General features: G+C 59.6%; 23 protein-coding genes and 1 tRNA gene. 9 read left to right on the plus strand and 15 right to left on the minus strand.

The window, feature by feature from the left end:
* Positions 1-34 precede the first annotated feature (34 nt).
* The gene (purN, locus tag ACPF9B_RS06845) at positions 35-631 is read right to left on the minus strand and encodes a phosphoribosylglycinamide formyltransferase (protein WP_424180193.1); all 597 of its coding nucleotides are present in this window, start codon (positions 629-631) and stop codon (positions 35-37) included.
* Positions 628-1,668, minus strand: a complete 1,041-nt coding sequence (gene purM / locus ACPF9B_RS06850) for a phosphoribosylformylglycinamidine cyclo-ligase (protein WP_424180195.1) — start codon at positions 1,666-1,668, stop codon at positions 628-630. Before purM ends, purN begins: the two co-directional genes overlap by 4 nt.
* Positions 1,669-1,846: 178 nt before the next feature.
* On the opposite strand from purM, the gene ACPF9B_RS06855 reads away from it, so the two are divergent.
* Positions 1,847-1,923, plus strand: a tRNA-Ile gene (locus tag ACPF9B_RS06855).
* A gap of 228 nt (positions 1,924-2,151) precedes the next feature.
* On the opposite strand, the gene ACPF9B_RS06860 is transcribed toward ACPF9B_RS06855, so the two are convergent.
* Positions 2,152-2,886 (minus strand): 16S rRNA pseudouridine(516) synthase, encoded by a 735-nt coding sequence (locus tag ACPF9B_RS06860; RefSeq protein ID WP_424180197.1) that lies wholly within the window; start codon positions 2,884-2,886, stop codon positions 2,152-2,154.
* A 270-nt stretch (positions 2,887-3,156) separates the two neighbouring features.
* Between ACPF9B_RS06860 and ACPF9B_RS06865 the strand changes: the two genes are divergently transcribed.
* The gene (locus ACPF9B_RS06865) at positions 3,157-4,365 is read left to right on the plus strand and encodes an NADP-dependent isocitrate dehydrogenase (RefSeq protein ID WP_424180199.1); all 1,209 of its coding nucleotides are present in this window, start codon (positions 3,157-3,159) and stop codon (positions 4,363-4,365) included.
* Positions 4,366-4,430: 65 nt separating this feature from the next.
* Here ACPF9B_RS06865 and ACPF9B_RS06870 read toward each other — a convergent pair whose 3' ends face one another.
* Positions 4,431-5,354, minus strand: a complete 924-nt coding sequence (locus ACPF9B_RS06870) for a transferrin-binding protein-like solute binding protein (RefSeq protein ID WP_424180201.1) — start codon at positions 5,352-5,354, stop codon at positions 4,431-4,433.
* A 267-nt stretch (positions 5,355-5,621) separates the two neighbouring features.
* Between ACPF9B_RS06870 and ACPF9B_RS06875 the strand changes: the two genes are divergently transcribed.
* From ACPF9B_RS06875 to typA, 3 genes are all read left to right on the plus strand, one after another.
* Positions 5,622-6,236 carry a YitT family protein gene (locus ACPF9B_RS06875; RefSeq protein ID WP_007204629.1) on the plus strand — a complete coding sequence of 205 codons (615 nt, stop codon included), beginning with the start codon at positions 5,622-5,624 and terminating at the stop codon, positions 6,234-6,236.
* Between the two features lie 2 nt (positions 6,237-6,238).
* The gene (locus ACPF9B_RS06880) at positions 6,239-6,574 is read left to right on the plus strand and encodes a DMT family transporter (protein WP_007204628.1); all 336 of its coding nucleotides are present in this window, start codon (positions 6,239-6,241) and stop codon (positions 6,572-6,574) included.
* 78 nt (positions 6,575-6,652) lie between these two features.
* On the plus strand, positions 6,653-8,470 hold the full coding sequence (gene typA / locus ACPF9B_RS06885; protein WP_007204627.1) for a translational GTPase TypA: 1,818 nt from the start codon (positions 6,653-6,655) through the stop codon (positions 8,468-8,470).
* A gap of 108 nt (positions 8,471-8,578) precedes the next feature.
* On the opposite strand, the gene ACPF9B_RS06890 is transcribed toward typA, so the two are convergent.
* From ACPF9B_RS06890 to recA, 3 genes are all read right to left on the minus strand, one after another.
* The gene (locus tag ACPF9B_RS06890; protein ID WP_007204626.1) at positions 8,579-8,866 is read right to left on the minus strand and encodes a DUF1330 domain-containing protein; all 288 of its coding nucleotides are present in this window, start codon (positions 8,864-8,866) and stop codon (positions 8,579-8,581) included.
* Positions 8,863-11,517 (minus strand): alanine--tRNA ligase, encoded by a 2,655-nt coding sequence (gene alaS, locus ACPF9B_RS06895; RefSeq protein ID WP_424180204.1) that lies wholly within the window; start codon positions 11,515-11,517, stop codon positions 8,863-8,865. Before alaS ends, ACPF9B_RS06890 begins: the two co-directional genes overlap by 4 nt.
* Before the next feature lie 149 nt (positions 11,518-11,666).
* Positions 11,667-12,746, minus strand: a complete 1,080-nt coding sequence (gene recA / locus ACPF9B_RS06900) for a recombinase RecA (protein WP_007204624.1) — start codon at positions 12,744-12,746, stop codon at positions 11,667-11,669.
* A gap of 182 nt (positions 12,747-12,928) precedes the next feature.
* Between recA and ACPF9B_RS06905 the strand changes: the two genes are divergently transcribed.
* The gene (locus ACPF9B_RS06905; RefSeq protein WP_007204623.1) at positions 12,929-13,531 is read left to right on the plus strand and encodes a hypothetical protein; all 603 of its coding nucleotides are present in this window, start codon (positions 12,929-12,931) and stop codon (positions 13,529-13,531) included.
* Between the two features lie 49 nt (positions 13,532-13,580).
* Here ACPF9B_RS06905 and ACPF9B_RS06910 read toward each other — a convergent pair whose 3' ends face one another.
* Together ACPF9B_RS06910 and ACPF9B_RS06915 are read right to left on the minus strand one after the other, a co-directional pair.
* Positions 13,581-14,312, minus strand: coding sequence for an RlmE family RNA methyltransferase (locus ACPF9B_RS06910; RefSeq protein WP_007204622.1), 732 nt, complete (start codon positions 14,310-14,312; stop codon positions 13,581-13,583).
* A gap of 14 nt (positions 14,313-14,326) precedes the next feature.
* Positions 14,327-15,439 (minus strand): Ppx/GppA phosphatase family protein, encoded by a 1,113-nt coding sequence (locus tag ACPF9B_RS06915; RefSeq protein WP_007204621.1) that lies wholly within the window; start codon positions 15,437-15,439, stop codon positions 14,327-14,329.
* Between the two features lie 203 nt (positions 15,440-15,642).
* Here ACPF9B_RS06915 and ACPF9B_RS06920 point away from each other — a divergent pair, with 203 nt between their 5' ends.
* From ACPF9B_RS06920 to ACPF9B_RS06930, 3 genes are read left to right on the plus strand one after another with little or no spacing between them, the layout of a single operon-like run.
* Entirely contained in the window at positions 15,643-15,939 is a 297-nt protein-coding gene (locus ACPF9B_RS06920; protein WP_040483096.1) for a virulence factor, read from the plus strand.
* 28 nt (positions 15,940-15,967) lie between these two features.
* Positions 15,968-16,891, plus strand: coding sequence for a methylenetetrahydrofolate reductase (locus ACPF9B_RS06925; protein ID WP_110549064.1), 924 nt, complete (start codon positions 15,968-15,970; stop codon positions 16,889-16,891).
* Between the two features lie 9 nt (positions 16,892-16,900).
* Positions 16,901-17,965, plus strand: a complete 1,065-nt coding sequence (locus ACPF9B_RS06930; RefSeq protein ID WP_007204618.1) for a methyltetrahydrofolate cobalamin methyltransferase — start codon at positions 16,901-16,903, stop codon at positions 17,963-17,965.
* Between the two features lie 57 nt (positions 17,966-18,022).
* Here ACPF9B_RS06930 and ACPF9B_RS06935 read toward each other — a convergent pair whose 3' ends face one another.
* From ACPF9B_RS06935 to ACPF9B_RS06960, 6 genes are all read right to left on the minus strand, one after another.
* Positions 18,023-18,796, minus strand: coding sequence for an HpcH/HpaI aldolase family protein (locus ACPF9B_RS06935; protein ID WP_424180375.1), 774 nt, complete (start codon positions 18,794-18,796; stop codon positions 18,023-18,025).
* 60 nt (positions 18,797-18,856) lie between these two features.
* Positions 18,857-19,948 carry an ABC transporter ATP-binding protein gene (locus ACPF9B_RS06940; RefSeq protein ID WP_424180208.1) on the minus strand — a complete coding sequence of 364 codons (1,092 nt, stop codon included), beginning with the start codon at positions 19,946-19,948 and terminating at the stop codon, positions 18,857-18,859.
* Between the two features lie 23 nt (positions 19,949-19,971).
* Positions 19,972-21,588: an alpha-glucosidase gene (locus tag ACPF9B_RS06945; RefSeq protein WP_007204615.1), complete on the minus strand. Its 1,617-nt coding sequence runs from the start codon at positions 21,586-21,588 to the stop codon at positions 19,972-19,974.
* A gap of 85 nt (positions 21,589-21,673) precedes the next feature.
* Positions 21,674-22,828: a carbohydrate ABC transporter permease gene (locus ACPF9B_RS06950; protein WP_424180210.1), complete on the minus strand. Its 1,155-nt coding sequence runs from the start codon at positions 22,826-22,828 to the stop codon at positions 21,674-21,676.
* The gene (locus ACPF9B_RS06955; protein WP_424180212.1) at positions 22,828-24,051 is read right to left on the minus strand and encodes a carbohydrate ABC transporter permease; all 1,224 of its coding nucleotides are present in this window, start codon (positions 24,049-24,051) and stop codon (positions 22,828-22,830) included. Before ACPF9B_RS06955 ends, ACPF9B_RS06950 begins: the two co-directional genes overlap by 1 nt.
* Positions 24,052-24,133: 82 nt before the next feature.
* Positions 24,134-25,399 carry an ABC transporter substrate-binding protein gene (locus ACPF9B_RS06960; RefSeq protein ID WP_007204612.1) on the minus strand — a complete coding sequence of 422 codons (1,266 nt, stop codon included), beginning with the start codon at positions 25,397-25,399 and terminating at the stop codon, positions 24,134-24,136.
* Positions 25,400-25,583: the final 184 nt, after the last annotated feature.

Genomic DNA, 25,583 nt, shown 5'->3' on the forward strand with positions numbered 1-25,583 from the left:
CCCTTGATAGGGCATCGGATCGGCAATGAAAAGATCAGCCACCCAGCATGACCGGACGGCGATCACCTGCCGCAAACCGGCGCAGAACAGCAGGATAAAGCGCATGTTCCAGCGGCAAAAGCCGCGCGGCCAGCGTCTCGGGCGTATCACCGGGCAACACAGGCATCCGCGCCTGCCCCAGCACCGGCCCGTCATCCAGTGCAGCGGTGACTTCATGCACGCTACAGCCGTGATGGGTGTCGCCTGCTTCCAGCGCGCGGGCATGGGTGTGCAAGCCGCGATATTTCGGCAAAAGTGACGGATGGATATTCAGGATGCGCCCTTCCCATTGACGGATAAACTCCGCCCCCAGAATGCGCATGAAACCGGCAAGGCAGATGATATCGGGGCGCACATCCAGCAAGACCGCGTGCAATGCCGCCTCGAACGCGGCACGGTCCTTGGCATAGGCGCGGTGATCCACGACAACATGCGGCACGCCAAGCCCTGCCGCCTTGGCAAGCCCGCCTGCCGCCGGATCATTGGCCAACACCAGCACGGGACGCGCAGCATGATCGGCGGTCATGGAATTGACGAGCGAGACCATATTGGACCCGCCGCCAGAAATCAGGATAGCAACCCGTTTGGTCACACAAGCGCGCCTGTGTACCGGATGCCCGCGCCCTCGGTGACAGTGCCGATACGATGCACCGTCTCGCCCGCCGCAGCCAACACCGCAGCCAACGCCTCGGCGCGGCCGGCATCGACGACCAGTACCATGCCGATGCCGGCATTGAAGGTTTTCAGCAATTCGGCCTGCGCCATCCCGCCGGTCTGCACCAGCCAGCCAAAGACAGGCGGCAAAGCCCACGACCCCAGATCAATATCCGCCCCCAGATTATCGGGCAAAACGCGCGGCAGGTTCTCGGTCAGCCCGCCGCCGGTGATATGCGCCAGCGCATGCACGCCCCCTGCCCGCACGGCGGCCAACGCGGATTGCACATAAAGCCGGGTGGGGGTCAAAAGCACCTCGCCCAAGGACCCGTCTGCAAAAGGCGCATCATCCGCCCAACCCAGTCCCGACAGATCAACAATGCGGCGCACCAGCGAATAGCCGTTGGAATGCACGCCATCTGACGCCAACCCCAGCAGCACATCGCCTGCCACCACATCGCGCGGCAAATCGGCCCCGCGTTCCATCGCACCCACGGCAAAACCGGCCAGATCGAAATCGCCCTTGTGATACATGCCCGGCATTTCCGCCGTCTCGCCGCCGATCAACGCACAGCCAGAGGCCTCGCAACCCGCCGCGATCCCGTTGATGATCCGCGTCGCCTGATCCAGTTCCAGCTTGCCGGTGGCGAAATAGTCCAGAAAGAACAAAGGTTCTGCACCCTGACACACCAGATCATTGACGCACATCGCAACCAGATCAATCCCGATCGTATCCACATGGCCGGTATCAATGGCAATGCGCAGCTTGGTGCCGACACCATCGGTTGCGGCCACCAGCACCGGATCGACAAACCCCGCCGCTTTCAGATCAAACAGCGCACCGAACCCGCCCAGCCCGGACATCACGCCCGACCGCGCCGTGCGCTTGGCCGCCGGCTTGATCCGTTCCACCAAAGAATTGCCCGCGTCGATATCGACCCCCGCATCCGCATAAGTCAGGCCGTTTTTACTCATCTGGGGTACCCCTTTGTCTGGTTGACCTGCGGTTAGCGCAAGCCTGCGCCCCGCGCAACGCCCTCGCATGCATCTTCCGAGCATAAATATCCCCGCCGGAGGCATAAAAGTTCTTTTCGACCGCGCCGAATGCGAAACGCTTGACCATCGGCACAGCGCCGATTAACCCGATCACCGGGGGCCTGTAGCTCAATTGGTCAGAGCAGAGCGCTCATAACGCTTTGGTTGCGGGTTCAAGTCCTGCCGGGCCTACCAATCTGCTTTGGGGTGACCCCCGTGGCAGCCACCCCCAAATGACCCGACCCAGCCCCCGTTCCGCCAGGGCCAGTTACTGCGGTGATCCCTACATCCCCATAGCGATGCACGCGCTCTGCACAACTTGGCACAATAGGGTCCGGGCGCCGGGGCATTTTCGATCCCCTCGCCGCGCCGTGCAGATTTCAGCATCCGGCTTTGCAGGGCTTTTCACGCTGACAGCACGCGCTAGGCAAAGATCGTGGCAATCTGGGCGGCATCAATGATGCGCCATTGGCCGGGCATCAGGTCGTCGGGCAGAACCAGCCCGCCCAAGGCGTCGCGGTGCAAGGCGGTGACGTGATTGCCGGTGGCGGCAAACATCCGGCGCACCTGATGATAGCGCCCTTCGGTCACGGTCAACACCGCCTCTGTCGGGGAAATCACCCGCAGCTCGGCAGGTGCCAATGGCTTGTCCTCGCCCTGCAACACCAGATCACCGGCGGCGAAAATCGCGGCCTCGTTGCCCTCCAGCGGCCGTGCCAGCGTGGCGCGATAGGTTTTCTTGATATGCTGTTTGGGGCTGATGATCCGGTGCAAGAGCGGGCCATCATCAGTCAGCAACAACAGGCCCGATGTCTGTTTATCCAGCCGTCCCACGGTGGAAATCACCGGTTGCCGGCGTTTCCAGCGATCGGGCAGAATGTCGTAAACCAGCGGCCCGTCTTCTTTATGCGAACAGGTCATGCCCAGCGGTTTGTGCAACAAGATGACCAGGCCCGCCAAAGGATCCAACGGTTCGCGGCTGACAATCATGCGCGCGGGCAGATCGGGGGTAACGGCGATACGGGTGGTGGCATCCCAGATGCGTGCATCGTCCAGTGTGATCCAGCCCGATTTCGCCATACGCGCGATGTCGCCACGCGACCCATAGCCCAATGATCCAAGCAATTGGTCAATCCGTGCCGTGGCCGTTTTTGTCATTATGTCCAGACCCTTAAAAACCGCCGCAAGCATTGACCCGATCGTAACGCGACCACAGATACCGGCGCGCAGGACACCTAACGCCCGCAGCGCGCTGCCACAAGCCGCCAAGGCCGCACGGCCGGCGCATCTGGCGCGGATTTCACCGTCATCGGCAAAGCCCCGCCTCGGATGCCATATTTTCGGTATACAAAGGCATACAGCCCTTTCTGCAACAGTCATTTTGCGCTATGAAAGCGCCAGAATCCCAGAAAAAAGCGGAGCAAAGACATGACCAAGATCAAGGTAGAAAACCCTGTCGTCGAACTCGACGGCGATGAAATGACCCGGATCATCTGGGATTTCATCAAGAAAAAACTGATCCTGCCCTATCTGGATCTGGATTTGAAATATTACGACCTCGGCATGGAAGTCCGCGACGAAACCAACGACCAGATCACCGTGGATGCCGCAGAGGCGATCAAGAAATACGGTGTCGGCGTCAAATGCGCGACCATCACGCCCGACGAAGCGCGGGTCGAGGAATTTGGCCTCAAACAGATGTGGCGCAGTCCCAATGGCACGATCCGCAATATCCTCGGCGGTGTGGTGTTTCGCGCACCGATCATTTGCAAGAACGTGCCGCGCCTTGTGCCTGGCTGGACCGATCCGATCGTGATCGGCCGTCACGCATTCGGCGACCAATACAAGGCCACCGATTTTCTGATGCCCGGCAAAGGCCAGCTGACCATGAAATTCGTGGGCGACGACGGCACCGTGATCGAAAAGGTCGTCTATGACAGCCCCGGCGCCGGTGTGGCGATGGGCATGTATAACCTTGACGAAAGCATCATCGATTTCGCGCGCGCTTCGCTGCACTATGGGCTGAACCTTGGCTGGCCAGTCTATTTGTCTACTAAAAACACGATCTTGAAAGCCTATGACGGGCGGTTCAAGGACCTGTTCCAGAAGGTGTATGAGGAAGAATTTGCCGATAAATTCAAGGCGGCAGGCATCACCTATGAACACCGGCTGATCGACGATATGGTTGCATCCGCGATGAAATGGTCAGGTAAATTCGTCTGGGCCTGTAAAAACTATGACGGCGACGTGCAATCCGATACCGTCGCACAGGGGTTCGGCAGCTTGGGTCTGATGACATCCGCGCTGATGACCCCCGATGGCAAGATCATCGAGGCCGAGGCCGCCCATGGCACCGTCACCCGCCATTACCGCCAGCATCAGGCAGGCAAGGCGACATCGACCAATTCTATCGCCTCGATCTTTGCCTGGACCGGCGGGCTCAAGCATCGCGCGAAACTGGATGACAACGCACAGCTGATGAATTTCGCGACAACATTGGAAAAGGTCGTGGTGGATACGGTCGAAAGCGGCTTCATGACCAAGGATCTGGCGCTGCTGGTCGGCCCCGACCAGAAATGGCTGACCACCGAAGGATTCCTTGAAAAGGTGGATCAGAACCTGAACGCCGCGATGTAAAACCAAAGGGGGGCCGATTGGCCCCCCTTTTTTGTGGTGCTGCCGTGCAGTTTACTGCTTTGCGTTTACTGCGCCCCGATAAAGGCAAAATTGCCCTTGGTTTCAACAAGGCCGGTGGCGGATGTCGCCGTCTCGTCAATAACCCCGATGCCGGCAATCTCGCCGCCAGTCTGGCCATAGAAATTGCCTGACAGGGTTGACTTTGACACGCAGGCTTCGGCGAACAGACAATCTGTCCGTGTCGCATTTGCCGTGAACCCCGCACCACTGCGCGTACCAGTCAGTGAAAATCCATCGTTTCTTGCGCTTTGCGTCGCTGTATCATTATCAACACCACTGGTTCTGGTGCGAACTGTCAGCGTTCCGTTGACAGCATTTGTTGCAAAGTTTGCGTTGATTGTGCCGTCGCCGTCAATGTTCAGGGAACGCACTCTGCCGTTGGCCAATTGAGTGCCGGTTCCTTCCAGCTGGACGGCATAACTTGCGGTACCGCTCAGGTTCGCGGGATTGGTGTCATTCCCGATCACGAAACGGATGATCCGACTGTCTTGTAAATTTGTGAGGTCAAATCGCGCATAAGTATAGGCAGACACAGCAGTGCCGGGGCGCATCACACGCGTCAGATATTCATCGACCGTCCCGGTCGTCACGCGATAGCTTTCACCAGTGCCAAGTCTGGCCAGATCCGATGTTGCGCCGTTATAGGTGATCCGGATACTGTCCGGCGTCAGGCCCTGAACGGCGAACGTACTTTCCTGAAAGTTTCCAGTGCCGCTTCCGGCGGCGAAAGACACGCTGCTGGTGCTGGCCGTGCGGCCTGTGACCGCGGTGGACAGCGTGCCACCGCCTGTGACATCGCCGCTGGCAAACGGCAGGCCGTTGGTGCCGTTCACGGCGCCTGTGCCCACGACATCCACAACCGAGGCCCCACATCCCGCCAAAGCCATAGCTCCCGCACCCATGATAACATAGGGTATCAACTTCTTCATTTAACGCTCCTCACTTGTTACGCGGCCCACGCGGGGACCCAACCAAATCCATTATAAATCTATTTACCTTACATTTTAGGCAAGTTGTAATAAATAATCAATTAAAACGTGTATAAACTATAAGCTTAATCACCTTATGGTTTATTTCAACGCACCACCCGTATCGCCCGGCAGGCCATACTTACCTGTGATGCAACGCCGCCCCTTGTTGCTGGATTCGGCATTGCACGGCTTGCGTGTATGGGCTGTTCTGGCTAACGCGGTGCCATGAGCCAGACCGCCACCACCCCCGCCCCGCATACCCGCATCGAAGACGCGCAGGCCTTTGCGCTTGGCACGGCGATGTGTGCGCTGGGGGTGACGATGCTGACCCATCTGGGGCTGATCACCGGACAAACCGCAGGGCTGGCGGTGCTGGTGTCCTATGGCACGGGGCTGTCGTTCGGGCTGGTATTCTTTTGCGTCAACTTGCCGTTCTATTGGCTGGCATGGCTGCGGATGGGGCCACGGTTCACGCTCAAAAGCTTTCTTTGCGTCGGGCTGGTGTCGCTGATGGCCGAGAGCTTTCCCAAGTTGATCGTGTTTGAAGCACTAGACCCGTTACTGGGGGCGGTGCTGGTCGGGGCGGTCACGGGTCTGGGCCTGATCGTGCTGTTCCGGCATGGTGCCAGCCTTGGCGGGATCGGTATTCTGGCGCTGTTCATACAGGACCGGACGGGGTTTCGCGCGGGCTATACCCAGTTGATTTTCGATCTGTGCCTGTTCGCGGCGGCCTTTGCTGTGATCGCCCCCGGGCTGGTGCTGTATTCGCTGGCCGGTGCCGTGGTTGCGAACCTGATCATCGCCACGAACCACCGCCCCGACCGGTATACAGGACGCTGATCATGCCGTTGCATTACATCTTTTTGATCTTTGCGATCATTGCCGAAACCATCGGCACCACCGCCCTGCAAGCCAGCCATCAATTCACGCGGTTCTGGCCATCGGTGCTGGTTGTCATCGCTTATGGCTTGTCATTCTACCTGCTGGCTCAGACGCTGCGGGTAATGCCGGTGGGCGTGGTCTATGCGATGTGGTCAGGGCTGGGGATCGTGATGATCGCGGCGATCGGCTATCTGGTGTTCGGTCAACGGCTTGATCTGCCTGCGGTGGTCGGGATCGGGATGATCCTGTGCGGCATCCTTGTCATTCATCTTTTTTCACACACATCACCGCACTGACGCGGCCTTGCGATTAAGGGGTGGCTTTTGCTGCGATTGCACGGTATCGCGCAGCTAAATTTCCCATAAGGCTGACCCATGGATATCCGCAATATCGCGATCATCGCGCACGTTGACCACGGCAAGACAACGCTTGTCGATGAACTTTTGAAACAATCCGGTGTGTATCGTGAAAACGAAGCCACCACAGAACGCGCGATGGACAGCAACGACATCGAACGCGAACGCGGCATCACCATTCTGGCGAAATGCACAAGCGTCGAATGGAAAGGCACGCGGATCAACATCGTTGACACCCCCGGCCACGCCGATTTCGGTGGTGAAGTCGAACGTATTCTGTCGATGGTTGACGGTGTTGTCCTGCTGGTCGATGCCGCCGAAGGCCCGATGCCGCAGACCAAATTCGTGACATCCAAGGCGCTCGCGCTGGGGCTGCGCCCCATCGTTGTCGTCAACAAGGTGGACAAAGCCGATGGCGAACCCGATCAGGCCGTCGATGACGTGTTCGACCTGTTCGCCGCATTAGAAGCCAGCGACGAACAGCTGGATTTCCCGGTGATGTATGCATCCGGCCGTGCCGGCTGGTGCGATGAACAGCTGGATGGTCCGCGCAAGGACCTGTCCGCGCTGTTCGACAAAGTGCTGGAACATGTCCCAATGCCCGCCCAGATCAGCCGCCGCGAAGAGCCGTTCCAGATGCTGGCGACCACCCTGTCGGCCGACCCATTCATCGGGCGCATCCTGACCGGCCGCGTCGAGGCCGGTACCCTGCGCGCAGGCGAAACCGTCAAGGCGCTGTCGCGCAACGGCGACAAGCTCGAACAATTCCGCGTCTCGAAGATCCTTGCCTTCCGCGGTCTGAGCCAGCAACCCATCGATGTGGCCGAGGCAGGCGATATCGTGACCCTTGCCGGTATGACCAAGGCGACCGTGGCCGATACGATCTGCGATCTGTCCATCGACACCGCGATCCCCGCCCAGCCCATCGACCCGCCAACGATCACCGTGACCTTTGGCATCAACGACAGCCCGCTGGCGGGCCGCGATGGCAAAAAGGTGCAAAGCCGCGTCATCCGCGAACGGCTGATGCGCGAATCCGAAGTCAACGTTGCGATCAAGGTCGCCGATACCGCCATGGGCGATGCGTTCGAGGTTTCGGGCCGCGGCGAATTGCAGATGGGCGTGTTGATCGAAAACATGCGCCGCGAAGGGTTCGAGCTGTCGATTTCCCGCCCGCAGGTGATTTTCAAGGACATCGACGGCGTCCGCCATGAACCCATCGAAGAAGCCACCATTGACGTGGATGACGAATATACCGGCGCGGTCGTGGAAAAGCTGACCGGCCCGCGCAAGGGTGAATTGGTCGAAATGAAACCCGCCGGTGCCGGCAAGACCCGCATCATCGCGCATGTCCCGTCACGCGGGCTGATCGGCTATCACGGCGAATTCCTGACGGATACACGCGGGTCCGGCATTCTGAACCGGCTGTTCCATGGCTGGGCGCCCTACAAAGGCAAGATCGACGGCCGCCGTCAGGGTGTCTTGATCTCTATGGAAAACGGTGTGTCGGTGTCCTATGCGCTGTGGAAGCTCGAAGACCGCGGCAAGTTTTTCATCGGCGCGCAGGAAGCGGTTTATACCGGCATGATCATCGGCGAACACAGCCGCGACAACGATCTTGAAGTGAACCCGCTGAAAGGCAAGCAGCTGACCAACGTGCGTGCATCTGGCACGGACGAGGCGGTACGCCTGACCACGCCGGTGACCATGTCGCTGGAACAGGCGATTGCCTATATTGACGATGATGAATTGGTCGAAGTGACCCCGAATGCGATCCGGCTGCGCAAGCGGTTTCTTGATCCGCATGAGCGCAAGAAGAATTCGCGCAGCGCATGATTTGATTTCGCGCTGGTGTGACCAGCGCGAAGCCTCCGGCGGGGATATTTGCGCTCGGAAGATGGGAAAGACAGAGCCACGCCTTGAACGGGCGTGGCCTTTTTGTTGTCAGGCGATTTCTTCGACGATGCAAAGCTCGCGCTGGCTGGCGCCTTTGGCATGGCTCAGCGCATCCTGGTAGGCGGTCGAATAATAGCAGTCATGTGCGGCTTGCAAGCTGGGAAAGCGGGCCACGACGTTGCGGGGGCGATCCGGCCCTTCGAGCTGTTCATAGGCGCCGCCACGGGCCAGAAAAACGCCACCGTGATCTGCGATGGCTGACGTGGCGCGCCGGGCATATTCGCCGTAAGCGGCATCGTCAGTGACTTTGACATGGGCGATCCAGAGTGCGGTCATGACAGTTTCTCCAAGATTGATTTTGCTTGTGTGATGGCGGCTTCGGCGTTTTGGGTTGACGCGCCGCCGCCTTGCGCCATGTCGGGGCGGCCACCGCCGCCCTTGCCGCCCAGTTCTGGTGTGACCGCGCGCAGGATATCCACGGCCGAGACGCGCGTCGTCAGGTCTGCCGTAACGCCCACGGCGATTGCTGCCTTGTCGCCAGTATCGGCGATCAACAGCACAACGCCGCTGCCCAGATCGGTCTTGATCTGGTCGATCAGCGACGGCAAATCCTTGCCCGTCACACCGGATAGCACCTGCGCATGAAAGGCGATGCCATTGACCTGCAGCGCGGGGGATGCCCCTTGCGCGCCGCCGCCCATTGCCAGTTCGCGGCGCAATTGCGCGACTTCATTGGCCAGCGTCCGGCGTTCATCCATCAGCGCCTTGACACGGTCTGCGACATCACTGGCCGGGGCTTTCAAGGCGGCGGCCACATCCGCCAACCGCTGATCCTGCGCGCGCAGGTAATCAAGTGCCGCCTGACCTGTCAGCGCCTCGATCCGGCGCACACCGGCGCTGGAGGCCGCATCGCCCAAGGCGACAAAGGCACCGATTTCACCCAGCTGGCGCACATGCGTGCCGCCACAAAGTTCCAGCGAATAGGTATTGCCTGCCGCACCCTTGCCAGACCCATCCTTGCGGCCCATCGACACAACGCGCACCTCGTCGCCGTATTTTTCGCCAAACAGCGCCTGCGCGCCAAGCGCGCGCGCATCGTCAGGCGCCATGATGCGGGTTTCGACGCGGGTGTTTTGCCGGATCAGCGCGTTGACATCGCGTTCAACCTGCGCCAGTTCATCGGCGCTCAGCGGTTTGGTATGGCTAAAATCGAACCGCAGCCGGTCTGGCGCATTCAGCGACCCGCGCTGCGCGATATGATCGCCCAAGGTTTCGCGCAACGCCTCGTTCAACAAATGCGTGGCCGAATGATTGGCCTGAACAGCCGCACGGCGGCCTGCGTCCACGCGCAACGCCGCGCCTTGGCCCACCGCGATGGTCCCGCTGGTGACAGTGGCGAAATGGATAAAGACGCCCGCAACCTTTTTGGTATCGGTGATCTGGGCTGTGCCGGTGTCGGTTTGCAAAATTCCAGCATCGCCAACCTGACCACCGGATTCGGCGTAAAATGACGTCTGGTTCAGCACGATCTGCACGGCACCGCCCGCCTGCTGGACCATTGCGCCATCGGCAACCAGCGCCTTGATCTGGCCTTCGACGTCCAAACTGTCATAGCCCAGAAAATCGGTCGGCCCCGCCAGATCGGCGACATCAAACCAAATCGCACTGTCGGCGGCTTCCCCCGTGCCGGACCATGCGGCGCGGGCCTTGGCCTTTTGCGCGGCCATCGCGGCATCGAACCCGTCGGTATCCACTGCGCGGCCCTTTTCGCGCAGGGCATCCTGCGTCAGGTCCAGCGGAAAACCATAGGTATCATAGAGCTTGAACGCGGCCTCACCCGGCAGGGCGGCATCCTCGGGCAGACCGGCCAGTTCATCATCAAGCAGTTTCAGCCCGCGATCCAGCGTCTGTTTGAAACGGATCTCTTCGTTCATCAACGTCTCTTCGATCAGGCGCTGGCCTTGGCCCAATTCAGGATAAGCAGCCCCCATCTGTTGCACCAAAGCAGATACCAGACGGTGCATCACGGGGTCTTTCGCCCCCAGCAGATGCGCGTGGCGCATCGCGCGGCGCATGATCCGGCGCAAGACATAGCCGCGGCCTTCGTTCGAGGGCAGCACGCCTTCGGCAATCAGGAAAGAGGTGGACCGCAGATGGTCCGCGATCACGCGGTGATGCGTGTTGCCCGGACCATCGGGATCCGAGGATGTGGCGTTGGCCGACGCCTCGATCAGCGCGCGCATCACATCGGTATCGTAATTGTCATGCTTGCCTTGCAACAGCGCGCCGATCCGTTCCAGCCCCATGCCGGTGTCGATCGACTGCATGTCCAGCGGGCGCATCGACCCGTCTTCGAATTGTTCGTTCTGCATGAAAACGACGTTCCAGATTTCAATGAACCGGTCGCCATCTTCTTCGGGTGATCCGGGGGGGCCACCCCAGATGTGATCGCCGTGGTCATAGAAAATCTCGGTGCAGGGACCGCAGGGGCCGGTCGGCCCCATGCGCCAGAAATTATCGTCTGTTGGGATGCGGATGATCCGGTCTTCGGGGACGCCGATCTTTTTCCACAGATCGAACGCCTCGTCATCGGTATGGTAGACCGTGGTCAGCAGACGCGATTTGTCGATCCCGAAATCGCGGGTCAGCAATTCCCACGCAAAAGGAATCGCATCGGATTTGAAATAATCACCGAAACTGAAATTGCCCAGCATTTCGAAAAACGTGTGGTGGCGCGCGGTATAGCCGACATTGTCCAGATCATTATGCTTGCCGCCGGCGCGCACACATTTCTGGCTGGTGGTGGCGCGGCTGTAATCGCGTGTTTCGACCCCGGTGAACAGGTTCTTGAACTGCACCATGCCCGAATTGGTGAACATCAGCGTCGGGTCATTGCGCGGCACAAGCGGGCTCGACGGGACCACACGGTGGCCCTGTTTTTCGAAATAATTCAGAAAAGTAGAACGGATGTCAGCAAGGCTGGTCATGGCGCGCTTTCAAGGAAAAAATCTATCAGCGTCAGAAATAGCGGTGCAACAGGCCAGTGTCCACCAATAGACCGCATCACGCGATCATGGGGCTGCGTCTTTTTCACCAAAGGCCGGGTCAGGGCGCAGCCGGAGCTGCGCCCATTCTCTTACATCTCGACAATATCGTCGTCAGCCGGGCCGTCACTATCGCTCATTGCGAATTCAAGACCATGGGCTGCGCGGATCTTGTCCTCGATCTCGTTTGCGATCTTGGGGTTTTCCTTGAGGAACAGTTTGGAGTTTTCACGCCCCTGCCCGATCCGTTCATCGCCATAGCTGAACCATGCGCCGGATTTCTCGACCACACCCGCCTTGACGCCCAGATCCAGCAATTCGCCGGTCTTGGAAATACCTTCGCCATACATGATGTCGAATTCGACCTGCTTGAACGGCGGCGCCACCTTGTTCTTGACCACCTTCACGCGGGTCGCGTTACCAACCACCTCGTCACGGTCCTTGATCGCGCCGATCCGGCGGATATCCAGCCGGACAGACGCATAGAATTTCAACGCATTACCGCCCGTCGTGGTTTCCGGGCTGCCAAACATCACGCCGATCTTCATGCGGATCTGGTTGATGAAAATCACCATGCAGCCCGACCGGTTGATCGACCCGGTCAGCTTGCGCATCGCTTGGCTCATCAGGCGGGCATGCACGCCAACCGAACTGTCGCCCATATCGCCTTCCAGCTCGGATTTGGGTGTCAGGGCAGCGACAGAATCGACCACAACCAGTGACACGGCACCCGACCGGACCAAAGTATCGACGATTTCCAGCGCCTGTTCGCCGGTATCGGGCTGCGAGATCAGCAATTCATCCAGATTGACGCCCAATTTCTTGGCATACTGCGGGTCCAGCGCATGTTCGGCATCGACAAAGGCACAAATGCCACCCTTTTTCTGCTCTTCCGCGATGGAATGCAGCGTCAGCGTCGTCTTGCCTGACGATTCCGGGCCGTAAATCTCGATCACGCGGCCTTTGGGCAGCCCGCCGATCCCCAAAGCAATATCCAGACCCAGCGATCCGGTCGATGTCGCCTCGATCTCGGGCATCTGGTTCTGACCGCCCAGTTTCATGATCGAGCCTTTGCCGAACTGGCGTTCGATCTGGGCCAAGGCGCTTTCCAGTGCCTTTTCCTTGTCTGCGGTTTTCTTGTCCATCATTTTCAAAAGATCTGCCGTTGCCATCTACCCTGTCCTTATTCCACGCACCCCGCCAAGGGGCAATCAAAGCTTTGTTCGCTTTATGTTCCATATTACATGCGATCAAAACATGAACATTGCAACAGAAATTTCCTATCCCACTCTGGACGGCAATTGGTTAAAGATGCGTTATGACGCGAAAGATCGCCTCAAGATGCAAGGAATAGATGCAGATGCTGGTGTTCTGGGACCAGAACCTTGTTTTGTTGGCGGTGCCGAAAACCGGCTCGACCGCGCTCGAAGGCGCGCTGGCCCCGCGCGCATCCATGGTGCTGCGCGACCCGCCGCATCTCAAACATGCGCCCTGCTATCGCTACAAACGATTCTTGCGGCCGTTTTTCGTGCAGGCTGGCGGCAAGACGCCAGAATTGATGGCGATCGTGCGCCATCCGGTGTCCTGGCTGGGCAGCTGGTACCGGTACCGCAACCGCGACGATCTGGTGGGGCACCAAAACAGCACCCGGGGAATCAGTTTTGACGATTTCGTGGTGGAATATTGCAAAGGCGATCCCGCGCCCTTTGCCGCTGTCGGGTCACAGGATAAATTCCTGCGCATCAACGACGGCGAAATCGGTGTGCAACATCTGTTCCGCTACGAGGCATGGGATCAGGTGACAGCTTTCCTCGAACACCGGCTCTCGCTCACCCTGACACTCAAACAGATCAACGTCTCGCCCGATATGGACCTGACCCTGTCGGACGATGTGCGCGCGCAACTGCACCATAAACGCGCCGCAGAATTCGACATCTGGCAGGCAGGACAGGGCTGACCGCGGTCTGCGTCTTCTTATTTCCAAAAATACTCAAAGAAATCCGGCGTCAGCCGGCAGTGTCACGGCCTTTGAACCCTGTCGCCACGACAAATTTTTCCGAACTGTCAGACCGCGACGCCGGCGGTTTGACATTGGCAACCTTCTCGAACCGCGCTTTGAGCAGTTTTTGCAGATCACCTTCCGCACCGCCCGCCAACACCTTGGCGACAAAGGTGCCGCCTTCGTTCAAGACGTCAAAGGCAAAATGCGCCGCCGCCTCGCATAACGCGATGATCCGGTTGTGATCGGTCTGTTTATGCCCCGATGCGGATGCCGCCATATCTGACATCACGACATCGGCATTGCCGCCCAGCCAGTCGCGGACCTGCACATCGGCATCATCGGCCATGAAATCCAGCTGGTAAATCTCGGCCCCGGGGATCGGATCAACCTCTTGCAGGTCAATGCCCAGCACATAGCCCTGCGCCTTGGACGTGCGTTCGCCCAAGGCATTGGCGCGCTTGACCGCGACCTGCAGCCAGCCACCGGGCGCACAGCCCAGATCCACGATCCGCGCGCCGGGCACCAAAAAGCGGTATTTGTCGTCCAGTTCCAATATCTTATAGGCCGCCCTACCGCGATACCCATCCGCCTTGGCGCGTTTGACATAAGGGTCGTTCAGCTGCCGCTGCAGCCATTGGGTCGACGACAGCTTGCGCCCGCGCGCCGTCTTGACCTTGACATGCAGGTCACGTTGGCCGCGTCCAGAGGTGTTCTTGGTGGTGGGTTTTTTCGCCATGACGCGCTTTACCCTTAAAACGGGGCATCTTCCAAGACCCCATCGGCGGACATCTGGGCATAAAGCAACCCTTCGCGCAAACCGCGGTCCGCCACCGACAGCCGGTCGGTGGGCCACAACCGCATCAGGGTCTGCAAAATCGCGGCCCCTGACATGATCAGCGCCTGCCGGTCGCGACCGATTCGCGGGTCAGCGCGGCGTCCGTCAGGGCCCAGCGTCAGGTAATCGCGGATCACCGCATCGATCTGGTCGGATGTCATGCGCAGCCCGTCCACCTTGGTCCGGTCATAGCGTTTCAGCCCCAGATAACTGGCCGCGACCGTGGTGACCGTGCCGCTGGTGCCAATGATCTGGAACCCCTTGCGCGATTGCGCGCTGGCAGAGGGCGCAAAAGCCTCCAGATTTTCTTCGAAAAACCAGCTCATGAGCGCGAAACGCGCGGCATCGTCTTCGACATCGCCGAATTGATCGCGCAGCGTGGCCACGCCCAGCGGGACCGAAATCCAATCCACCACCTTGGCCGCGGCAAAGGGGCCGGGGTCGGATTTGAACCCCGCATGCAGCCGCATGATCGCGCGGGGGCGTTCACGCTTGGGCACATTGGTCAGGTCGATCCAGACCAATTCAGTCGATCCGCCGCCAATATCCACGACCAGCAATTGTTCGGTGTTCACGCTAACCAGCGGCGCGCAGGAAATCACGGCCAGACGCGCCTCTTCTTCGGGGCGGATGATTTCAAGGTTCAACCCTGTTTCACGGCGCACCTGTGCCACGAAATGCTGGCCGTTCAGCGCGCGACGGCAAGCTTCGGTGGCGACAAGGCGCATCCGCTTGACCCCGTGCCGGTGCAGTTTTTCGCGGCAGATCCGCATCGCCGAAATCGTGCGGTTCATTGATGCACGCGACAATCGCCCTGTGCTTTCAAGCCCTTGGCCAAGCTGGACAGATTTCGAAAAACTGTCCACGACATGGAATTGACTGCCCTTCGGCTGGGCAATCAGCATCCGGCAAGAATTCGTGCCAAGGTCCAGCGCCGCATAAAGCGTGGCCGGATCGGCTAGTTGTGGCGCGGGGCTATCGACCGCTTTCGGGAACGCGCCCGCACCTTTGGGACGCTTGGGCGTCATTATTCACGCCCTCCATTTCGAGTTACCAAGAACCTATGCTGCCCATGATCACAAGACAAGCCCAAGACCCCGCCACAGGTGTCTTGCGTGAAAATACCGCAGGACATCGCGGCCCGTCGCGGACCGCGCGCGTGATGTCGAAAACCGACCCTGCGTGTCGCCGCGCGATGCTAGAACCGCTGAAACGGTTAAGGGGGAATCACATGCCTGACGTCACCATCGTGTACTGGCGCGACATGCCCGCGCAGGTCATCGTCGGCCGTGGACGGCGCGGCACCAAGCTGCCCCTGCCCGAACGTTTCGAACAGGCCATCGACCGTGCCGCGATGAAATCGGGGGCCGCGGAATCCGATGATTACATGTCCGGTTTCCGCAAGGCTGACCCCTATGTCACGGATGGCACCGATGCCGAGGCCGCCGAAGCCGCCGTTGCCCGGATCGTGGCCGAATATGATCAGGACCGGATCAAAGCGTTGATTGCAAATGACGGCTGGGCCTGATCCCGCCCGCCGCCTGAAGGAGACATTGATGTCGCTCTTGCCGTTTTTCAAATCCCGCGAACCACAAACGTCTGCGATCAATCCAGAGATCGAAGCCCTATTGCGCGATTATTCGATCGAGGTGATGCCCCGCACCGCCGAAAAGGTCGAGAATTTCCGCGATCTTCTGCCCGCAGGCACCCGCGTCTATATCGCCCATATTGACGGCACGCCGATTGATGACATGGTCGCCACCGCCCGCAGGCTGGCCCATGACGGCTACAAGGTTATGCCGCATTTTCCCGCCCGCATCATCAAGGACCGCGCCACGCTGGCCGATTGGATCGCGCGTTATCAAGGCGAGGCGGGCGTCGATCAGGCGCTGTTGTTGGCGGGCGGCGTAGCCCAGCCACAGGGTGATTTCGACAGCTCCATGCAACTGATGGAAAGCGGATTATTCCGTGATTTCAAACGCCTGCATGTCGCAGGTCACCCAGAGGGAAACCGCGACATCGACCATGACGGCAGCGATACCAATGTGATGGCCGCATTGCGCTGGAAACAGCGGTTCAGCGACACATCGGATGCACAGATGGCGATGGCCACCCAATTCGCCTTCGAGGCGGGACCGATCATCGCCTGGGCGGATGCCTTGCGGGATGCGGGTATCACGATCCCGATCCATATTGGCATCGCAGGGCCTGCGAAATTGCAGACGCTGATCAAATTCGCCATCGCCTGCGGGGTTGGCCCCTCGCTCAAGGTGTTGCAAAAGCGCGCGATGGATGTGACCAAGCTGTTGCTGCCCTACGAGCCGACAGAGGTTGTCACGCAGCTTGCCGCGCACAAGGCCGCCAACCCTGATTTCAACATCACCCATGTGCATTTCTTCCCGCTGGGCGGGATCAAGACCAATGCGCAATGGGCCATCGACAACGGCGGCGCCTCTGCCCTGCCCGCCTCGCAAATCTAAGGACTTTTCATGACCCGCACCATTGTCGAATCCAAGACCAAGACCGCCATCATCGGCTTTGACCAGCCGTTTTGCGTGATCGGGGAACGGATCAACCCCACCGGGCGCAAGATATTGGCCGAGGAGTTGGAACGTGGCGATTTTTCACGGGTCGAGGCCGATGCCATCGCGCAGGTCGCCGCCGGTGCGACGGTGCTGGATATCAATTCGGGTGCTGTCTTTTCCAACAAGATGGCCGAAGACCCGCGCTATGCCGACAACAATTTCGTCGAACCGCCCTTGATGGCTGAATTGATCCGCCGGGTGCAGGCCGTGGTCGATGTGCCGCTGTGCATCGATTCATCCGTGCCGGGGGCCTTGGAAAACGGTCTGGCCGCCGCCGAAGGCCGCCCGCTGTTGAATTCCGTCACCGGCGAAGAAGAACGCATGGAACTCGTCTTGCCGCTGGTCAAGAAATACAACGTGCCTGTGGTGGCGATTTCCAACGACGATAGCGGCATTTCCGAGGACCCCGATGTGCGCTTTGCCGTGGCCAAAAAGATCGTCGAACGCGCCGCCGATTACGGCATTCCCGCGCATGACATCGTCGTTGATCCTTTGGTGATGCCTATCGGAGCGATGGGGACTGCCGGTTTGCAGGTCTTTACCCTTGTCCGCCGCCTGCGCGAGGAACTGGGCGTAAACACGACCTGTGGTGCCTCTAACATCAGTTTTGGCCTTCCTAACCGGCACGGGATCAACAATGCCTTTTTGCCGATGGCTATGGCCGCCGGTATGACATCGGCCATCATGAACCCTGTCGCCCTGCCCATCGGCCCGCTGAAAATCGCCGAAAAACGCGCCGAGGCGCTGGCGGCGGGGATTATCCTGCCCGAGGATCTGGACGACGAAACCTTTGTCACCCTGTTCGGGCTGGGATCGACCTTCCCGCGTCCGGGCAAGGAAATGGAAGCGATCCGCGCCGCGAATTTTCTGACCAACAACGATCCATCAGGCGCGGAATGGATCCGCTTCAACCGCGCTCCGGTCAAAGATGGCGAAGGCCGCGCACGGACCGGGCGGCGGCGCAAATAACTTTCATGCCGCCGGCGGGAATTACGTCAATTCGCGCGAGCGCGAGTTGACGGGCTTTTAAGATGAGCGTTTGATCCGTCCTGCAAGACCGCGCAGGGCGGTGTTCAGTAGCGTGACATCAGTCAACACGCCCATGAAATTCACGCCTTTGCCAACGTAATCCGCAACGCGGCCCTCGTCGAAGGTGATGATCCCCGCGATCTTGCCCGCGGCACGCGTGCGCGCGATGATATGGTCGATGGCGGCCAGAACCTCTGGGTGGTCGGGCTGGCCGGGATAGCCCATGTCGGCGGACAGATCGGCGGGGCCGACAAAGACACCGTCCACCCCGTCCGTATTTGCGATAGCGTCGATGTTTTCGAGTGCAGCACGGCTTTCGGCCTGCACCAGCAAGCAGACCTGCGCATTGGCGGTGCGTGCATAATCGGGGATGCTGCCATAGCCAGAGGCGCGCGCAGATGACGCGCCCATGCCACGGATACCGTCGGGCGGATAGCGCATGGCGCGCGCCATCAACGCCGCTGTCGCTGCATCATCGACCATCGGGACCAGCACGTTCTGGCAGCCCTGATCAAGAACCTGCTTGACCATCCAGACCTCGGCGCTGGCGATGCGCACGACAGGGCTGGCACCGGTCGCCGCAAGGGCCTGGAGTTGCGCGATCAGCCCGGTGGGCGCGTTCGGCCCGTGTTCGGCGTCGATCAGGCACCAGTCAAACCCCGCCAGCCCCGCCATTTCCGCAAGCTGCGCCGATCCGGTGGACAGCCAGATACCATATTGCACCTGCCCTGCAGCAAGAGCAGTTTTCAAACGGTTTTCAGGGGTTTGCATCATTTGCCTCGTCCAGTGTTCGCGCCGATGCGACCACATCGGCGCGAAACTGGCAAGCCATCAGCGATAATAAAGCGATTGGCCGTTCACAAAGACCTGCACCTTGTCGGGGCTGGCGGCCATGCGCACCGATGTGCCGCGCAGACCGGTATGGATACCGGGCAATTTGCCGATCACGGCGGCATTGTCGCCGACCTTGTCGAAGTACAAAAGCGTCACTTCGCCCAAGGCTTCGGTGATATTGACCTTGCCTTCAAAGGCGTAATCCTCGCCATCAGTCGCAATCATATCCTCGGGGCGGATGCCGACATTGACCTGCAGGCCCATGTCGTTGTCGCGGGTCGGCGCAGCGGATGTGACAATGCCGCCGCCATGCAGCTTGACCTTGGTAACGGGGCCAGTGCCGACAATCTCGCCCGCGAGCAGGTTCATCGCAGGGCTGCCGATGAATTGCGCCACGAATTCGTTTTCGGGCCGTTCGTACAGTTCCAGCGGCGTGCCGACCTGCGCGATCCCCTTGTTGGCCAGCACGACGATGCGGGTGGCCAGCGTCATCGCCTCGACCTGATCATGGGTGACATAGATCATCGTGCTGTCGGGCATCGATTCCTTGAGCTGGGCAATCTCGATCCGGGTCGCCACGCGCAAGGCGGCATCAAGGTTCGACAGCGGTTCGTCGAACAGATAAACCTTGGGGTCGCGCACGATGGACCGCCCGATCGCCACTCGCTGGCGCTGGCCACCCGACAGGGCCTTGGGCAGGCGGTCAAGATAATCCTCCAGCTGCAGGATCTTGGCGGCACGGGCCACCGCCGTTTCGATATCAGCCTTGGATTTCTTGGCGAGCTTGAGGGCAAAAGACATGTTTTCACGCACCGTCATATGCGGATAAAGCGCATAGGACTGGAACACCATGGCGATGCCGCGCTGCGCGGGTGGCACGTCGTTGACGACCTGCCCGTCGATCTGCAATTCGCCCCCCGTGATCTTTTCCAGCCCCGCGATCATGCGTAGCAAGGTCGATTTCCCGCAGCCTGACGGCCCGACAAAGACGATCAATTCGCCCGTCTTGATATCGAGATTGATGTCCTTGAGAACATCAACAGTCCCGCCATAGGTCTTGGCGACCCCCGTCAGTTTCAGTTCAGCCATGTCGCAACTCTCCTAACCTTGCCTTACCTTTTGAGCGCGAAGCAAACTTGCCACGGACCAAAATGCAATTTGCCATCTGCCGAGATATGCGCGCTGCCCAGTTCGGCCCCGATCGGCACCCAATCCCCTGCGGGCGGGTTGAAATCGGATGGTGTCTCGCTGACGTTGAACGCACAAAGGATCGTCTGGTCGCCCGATGTGCGGGTGAAATAGATGACATCGCCCTGCGCCTGCATCTTGTCATGCGACCCGACGCTCAGGGCCGGATGGCTGTGCCGGAATGCAATGGCGCGCCGGTAATGGTGCAGCAATGCGCCCGGTTCATCCTCTTGCGCGGCAACAGACAGGCCCAGATGTTCGGATGGCACCGGCAACCAAGGGCGCACGGCGCTGAACCCGCCGTGGTGGTTGTCGCGGTCCCAGACCATTGGCGTACGGCACCCATCACGGCCTTTGAATTCGGGCCAGAACTGGATGCCATAGGGATCTTGCAGGTCCTCGAAGGCGACGTCAGCCTCGGGCAGGCCCAATTCCTCGCCCTGATAGATACAGGCAGATCCGCGCAGCGCCATCAGCAAGCTGACGAACATGCGCTGGCCGCCTGCGGGCAGGTCCCACCGCGTGGCATGGCGCACGACGTCATGGTTGGAAAACGCCCAGCAAGCCCAGCCATCACCCGCGACCTCATCGACCTGACGCATCACATCGACGATGCGCGCAGCGGTCGGCTTGTCCTTGGCCAGAAATTCGAACGCATAGCACATCTGCATCAGATCGGTGCCGGCGGTATATTGGCCCATGATTTCCAGCCCGCGTTGGGCATCGCCCACCTCGCCCACGGCAGCGGCGCCATAGGGTTCCATGATGGCGCGCAGACGCGCAAGGAACTTGACGTTGTCGGGGTGGTTCTTGTCGTGGATATGGTCTTGATGGTTATAGGGGTTCACCGAAGGCGCGATATTGGCGTTGCGCATCTCTTTGGGCAGGGGCGGGTTGTCGCGCAATTCCGCATCATGCATGTAGAAATTGATCGTATCGAGCCGGAACCCGTCGCACCCGCGGTTCAGCCAGAACAGCGCCACATCCAGCAGCGCGTCCTGCACTGCGGGGCTGTGAAAGTTCAGGTCAGGCTGCGAGACCAGAAAATTATGCAGGTAATATTGTTCGCGCCGCGCATCCCATTGCCAGGCCGATCCGCCAAAGATCGACAGCCAGTTGTTAGGCGGGGTGCCATCGGGCTTGGGGTCAGCCCAGACATACCAATCGGATTTGTCACTGTTGCGGTTGGCGCGGCTTTCGGCGAACCATGGATGCTGGTCGCTGGTATGGCTCAGCACCAAATCGATCATCACGCGAATGCCAAGCCTATGCGCGGTTTCCACCACCGCATCGAAATCGGCCAAAGAGCCGAACATCGGATCGACATCGCAATAATCGCTGACGTCATAGCCGAAATCCTTCATCGGCGAGGTGAAGAACGGCGAAATCCAGATCGCATCCACCCCCAAAGAGGCAATATAAGGCAGGCGCTGCACGATCCCCATAAGATCGCCGATACCGTCGCCGTTGCTGTCTTGGTAACTGCGCGGATAGATCTGATAGATCACCGCACCGCGCCACCAATCCTTGTTCACCGCCATTTCGGTGTTTGTAGCCAAAGCCGTCATAGTGTCTTGTCCTGTCTAGTGACGATCCGGTGGTGCCGGATGTCATACCCTCAAAAAGTTATTTCACTGATCCGGCCAGCAGGCCGCGCACCAGATAGCGTTGCATCGCGAAAAACACCGCCAAAGGCACCGCGATGGACACAAAGGCCGCTGTCGCCAGAATTTCCCAATTGCCGCCGCGTGTGCCCAGCAATTCGACGATCTGGTTGGTCATCACGGTGGTTTCCCCTGTCGCGTCGATCAGGAACACTTTGGCGACCAGCAGATCGTTCCATGTCCAAAGGAACTGGAAGATCGCGAAACTGGCCAGCGCCGGAAACGACAGCGGCAGGATGATCTTGGTGAAAATCTGGAAATCGGTCGCGCCATCGACCTTGGCATTCTCGATAATGTCACGCGGCAGACCGACCATGTAATTGCGCAAGAGATATATGGCGAGCGGTAGCCCGAACCCCGTATGCGCCAGCCATGTCCCCAGATACCCTTTGCCGATCCCGATCTCCAGATGCAGGCGCAACAGCGGGATCAGCGCCAGTTGCAGCGGCACCACCAGCAGGCCGACGACCGCCGCAATCAACAGCGCGCGGCCCGGAAAATCCATCCATGCCAGCGCATAGGCGGCAAAAGCCGCGATCACGATCGGGATGATCGTGGCGGGGATCGTCACGGTCAGCGTGTTGAAAAACGCCTGCGACATGCCATCGGTGCTGTCGCCGCTGAACAAGACGCGTTCGTAATTCTGCAACGTGAATTCGGGCGGGGTTGTGGCGGTCACGAAAACCCGTTGGCCACGTCCGGTCATTTGCGTGGGGCTGGTCCAGATATAGACACCATCGGCCTGCACAGTCAGCGTTTCGCCATCCGACAGCTCCGCGGTGTCGCCGGGGGCGAATTCGGAAATCGCCAATGACGACGTACCCCACACCCCAATTGCGGCCTCGGACCCTTTATCGAACAACTGGCCCTGCACAATATAGACACCATCCACCAGCATCTGCACCCCGTCATCGCCGGGGTTGGCGGTGCGCAGGGTCAGGTTCTGTTCGCTGGCTGTCATTGCCCCCCACCAGCCGGACCCCGAAATCTGGTCCGCTGTGCGAAACGACGACACCAGCAGACCCACCGTCGGGAACAGCCACAGCGCCACAAGTGCGACGACAGATATCTGCACGATCCAGTTCAGCGCCGATGTACGCCCTGCGATCCCATCCATCAGCGCATCTCCTTGCGTGCGTTATAGACGTTCCAGACCAGAATCGGGCTGACCAGCAACATGATCACCATGGCAGAGGCAGACCCGACACCCCAGTCAGAGGCGCGGAACAATTTGTCGAACATGTAATTGGCCAGAACCTGCGTTTCCCATTGCCCGTTGGTCATTGCGAAAACGATGTCGAAGACCTTGAGCACGACCAGCGTGATCGTGGTCCAGACCACGACGATGGTGCCTGCGATCTGCGGCATCTTGATCTTGAAAAACACCTGAAACGGGTTGGCCCCATCGACGACGGCCGCCTCGATCGTTTCCTCGGGGATACCGCGCAGCGCGGCGGACAGGATCACCATGGCGAAACCTGTCTGGATCCAGATCAGCACCACCATCAGCAAAAACGAATTCCAACCCGGAATCGTCATCCATGTCTGCGGTTCACCGTAAGGATGGACATTGGTGAATGCCCCATAAGCCAGGCCCAGCGTGGCATAGACAACATAGCCCAGGATCGCGATCAACACGGCGCGCAGCGCGGCATTCGCACTGAAACCTTTATCGCGGATCGCCTGCGCATTGGTATAGGCCACAAACAGCGCCAGCGCCGCGGCAAAGATCATCAGCGCACCGGGCAACAGCCGCAGGATCAGGAACGATCCGATCCCGCCGTCGAATTGCAGCCACAGCGCGTTCAGCGCCCCGATCTGGTTCTGGTCCACGGGGCGTGTGTCATAGATCAGTTTGAAAATCACCGAGGCCCCCACAAAGGAAATCGCCATCGGCATGAAGATCAGCGATTTGGCAAACGCCCCCCATTTGATCCGGTCGGTCAGTTGGGCGGCCAGCAGGCCAAAGGCGGTCGATGCCGCAGGCACGATGATCAGCCAGAGCATGTTGTTGCGCAAAGCTTCCCAGAACTTGGGTTCGGCCATCATGCGCTGGTAATTGGCAAAGCCGACAAAAGCCCCGCCCTGATTGCGGTCAGTCACCGAATACCACAGGGTCGCGACCACCGGATAAGCCAGGTACAGCCCCAGCGCCACAATCGCGGGGAACAGAAACAACCACGGCCGGATCAGGTTGGCACGGTTGATATTGCGGCCGGCGTTGGCCCCTTTGGCGGGCAACAGCACCTTGTCCAGAAACTGGTTGGAAAAATAGAAATACGCGACGCAGCCACCGACACCGATGATGATCGTCATGAGGCCCTGTAATGCAGGATTCATCGTTCAACCTCCCTCGGGCTGCGTTATGGGTCGATGACCCGGCACGCAGGCCGGATCATCGGGTGATGAAGGTTTGGCAATCTTACTTGATTGCGTCCCAAGATGCCTGAATACCTGCGGCAACTTCAGCCGCATCTGCACCACCGGCATAATCGACCATGCCGGTCCAGAAAGACCCCGCACCCACAGCGCCCGGCATCAGGTCGGATGCGTCAAAGCGGAAGGTGGTCGCGCCCAACAGGATGTCGTTCATGTTGGACAGCGTCGGGTCGCCAAAGGCGGCATTATCCACGCCGGTATGCGGTGTCAGGAAGCCACCCAGACCCATCCAGATTTCATGTGCCTCGGGTGTCTTGAGGAACTCGATCAGGTCATTGGCCGCGTCAGACGGGTTGGTGATCGCCCAGAGTGTGCCGGCACCCAGAACAGGCGAGCCAAGATCCTCGGATTCATAAGCAGGGAAGTAGAAGAAATCTGCATCGGCACCCACTTCGGTCCCTTCGGGGAAGAAGGCAGGAATGAATGACGCCTGACGGTGCATGTAGCACTGGGGCGGGCTGTCAAACAGGCCCTTGGGGCTGTCGCGGAAATCGGTCGTGGCCACCGCACCGGCACCACCGGCGACAAAGGCGTCATTGCGGGCGAACAGGCCGAATTGTTCGATCGCGTTCACGACTTCGGGCGCGTCAAACGGCAGTTCGTTGCTGACCCAAGCGTCATAGACCGCGGGGGGCTGCGTGCGCAGCATCATGTCTTCGACCCAGTCGGTCGCGGGCCAGCCGGTTGCACCGCCTGAGCCCAGACCGATGCACCAAGGCGTGCCACCGTCCGCGACGATCTGTTCGGACAGCGCGATCAGCTGTTCCATGGTTTCAGGCACGTCATAGCCTGCATCTTCAAAGTTTTCGGGGCTGTACCAGACCAACGATTTCACATCGACCTTGTAGAAAAAGCCATAAAGATCGGGGTTGCCTTCGGGGCCAGTATACGTCCCCAGATCGACCCAGGACTGACCCGCTGCATAGTTTTCCAGCAACCAATCGCCGGTGCCTGCAGGCAGCGGTGTCAGAAAGCCGCGGCGCGCCATATCGGCGGCAAGGCCGGGCTGCGGGAACACGGCGACATTGGGGGCAGAGCCTGCCTCGGCGTCGATCACGATCTGCTGCTCAAAGCTGTCAGACCCGGAATAGCGCACGTCATGCCCGCTTGCGGCGGCAAAGGCGGCCAGCACCTGTTCGACATTGGCCTGATCCGGCCCAAGCCATGGACCGAAAACGGTGATCTGTTCGGCCTGTGCAGCACTGCCCAAGGCAACCGCTGCCACGCTGGCATACAGTTTGAATTTCATTGATATTCCTCCCAATCATGCCGCCATGGCATGTGCGTTTTGTGACACCAAAAGTGTCGGCTCTGTTCATCTCGCTGCGCTTTGGAATCGTTGTACCAAAGCGCTTTGGATGTTCCCACATTCCATCAAGGTTTCAAAATTGTCAATGACGCAGTCATTTGTGAAAAAATGCCTTGGATTTGAG

It is taken from the genome of Yoonia sp. TsM2_T14_4 (assembly GCF_049602355.1).
Lineage (GTDB): Bacteria > Pseudomonadota > Alphaproteobacteria > Rhodobacterales > Rhodobacteraceae > Yoonia > Yoonia vestfoldensis_A.

Coding starts and splice junctions, on each gene's coding strand:
- purM (WP_424180195.1), bottom strand. CDS start 1,668: ATGAGTAAAAACGGCCTGACTTATGCGGATGCGGGGGTCGATATCGAC.
- ACPF9B_RS06860 (WP_424180197.1), bottom strand. CDS start 2,886: ATGACAAAAACGGCCACGGCACGGATTGACCAATTGCTTGGATCATTG.
- ACPF9B_RS06865 (WP_424180199.1), top strand. CDS start 3,157: ATGACCAAGATCAAGGTAGAAAACCCTGTCGTCGAACTCGACGGCGAT.
- ACPF9B_RS06870 (WP_424180201.1), bottom strand. CDS start 5,354: ATGAAGAAGTTGATACCCTATGTTATCATGGGTGCGGGAGCTATGGCT.
- ACPF9B_RS06875 (WP_007204629.1), top strand. CDS start 5,622: ATGAGCCAGACCGCCACCACCCCCGCCCCGCATACCCGCATCGAAGAC.
- ACPF9B_RS06880 (WP_007204628.1), top strand. CDS start 6,239: ATGCCGTTGCATTACATCTTTTTGATCTTTGCGATCATTGCCGAAACC.
- typA (WP_007204627.1), top strand. CDS start 6,653: ATGGATATCCGCAATATCGCGATCATCGCGCACGTTGACCACGGCAAG.
- ACPF9B_RS06890 (WP_007204626.1), bottom strand. CDS start 8,866: ATGACCGCACTCTGGATCGCCCATGTCAAAGTCACTGACGATGCCGCT.
- alaS (WP_424180204.1), bottom strand. CDS start 11,517: ATGACCAGCCTTGCTGACATCCGTTCTACTTTTCTGAATTATTTCGAA.
- recA (WP_007204624.1), bottom strand. CDS start 12,746: ATGGCAACGGCAGATCTTTTGAAAATGATGGACAAGAAAACCGCAGAC.
- ACPF9B_RS06905 (WP_007204623.1), top strand. CDS start 12,929: ATGCAGATGCTGGTGTTCTGGGACCAGAACCTTGTTTTGTTGGCGGTG.
- ACPF9B_RS06910 (WP_007204622.1), bottom strand. CDS start 14,312: ATGGCGAAAAAACCCACCACCAAGAACACCTCTGGACGCGGCCAACGT.
- ACPF9B_RS06915 (WP_007204621.1), bottom strand. CDS start 15,439: ATGACGCCCAAGCGTCCCAAAGGTGCGGGCGCGTTCCCGAAAGCGGTC.
- ACPF9B_RS06920 (WP_040483096.1), top strand. CDS start 15,643: ATGCCTGACGTCACCATCGTGTACTGGCGCGACATGCCCGCGCAGGTC.
- ACPF9B_RS06925 (WP_110549064.1), top strand. CDS start 15,968: ATGTCGCTCTTGCCGTTTTTCAAATCCCGCGAACCACAAACGTCTGCG.
- ACPF9B_RS06930 (WP_007204618.1), top strand. CDS start 16,901: ATGACCCGCACCATTGTCGAATCCAAGACCAAGACCGCCATCATCGGC.
- ACPF9B_RS06935 (WP_424180375.1), bottom strand. CDS start 18,796: ATGCAAACCCCTGAAAACCGTTTGAAAACTGCTCTTGCTGCAGGGCAG.
- ACPF9B_RS06940 (WP_424180208.1), bottom strand. CDS start 19,948: ATGGCTGAACTGAAACTGACGGGGGTCGCCAAGACCTATGGCGGGACT.
- ACPF9B_RS06945 (WP_007204615.1), bottom strand. CDS start 21,588: ATGGCGGTGAACAAGGATTGGTGGCGCGGTGCGGTGATCTATCAGATC.
- ACPF9B_RS06950 (WP_424180210.1), bottom strand. CDS start 22,828: ATGGATGGGATCGCAGGGCGTACATCGGCGCTGAACTGGATCGTGCAG.
- ACPF9B_RS06955 (WP_424180212.1), bottom strand. CDS start 24,051: ATGAATCCTGCATTACAGGGCCTCATGACGATCATCATCGGTGTCGGT.
- ACPF9B_RS06960 (WP_007204612.1), bottom strand. CDS start 25,399: ATGAAATTCAAACTGTATGCCAGCGTGGCAGCGGTTGCCTTGGGCAGT.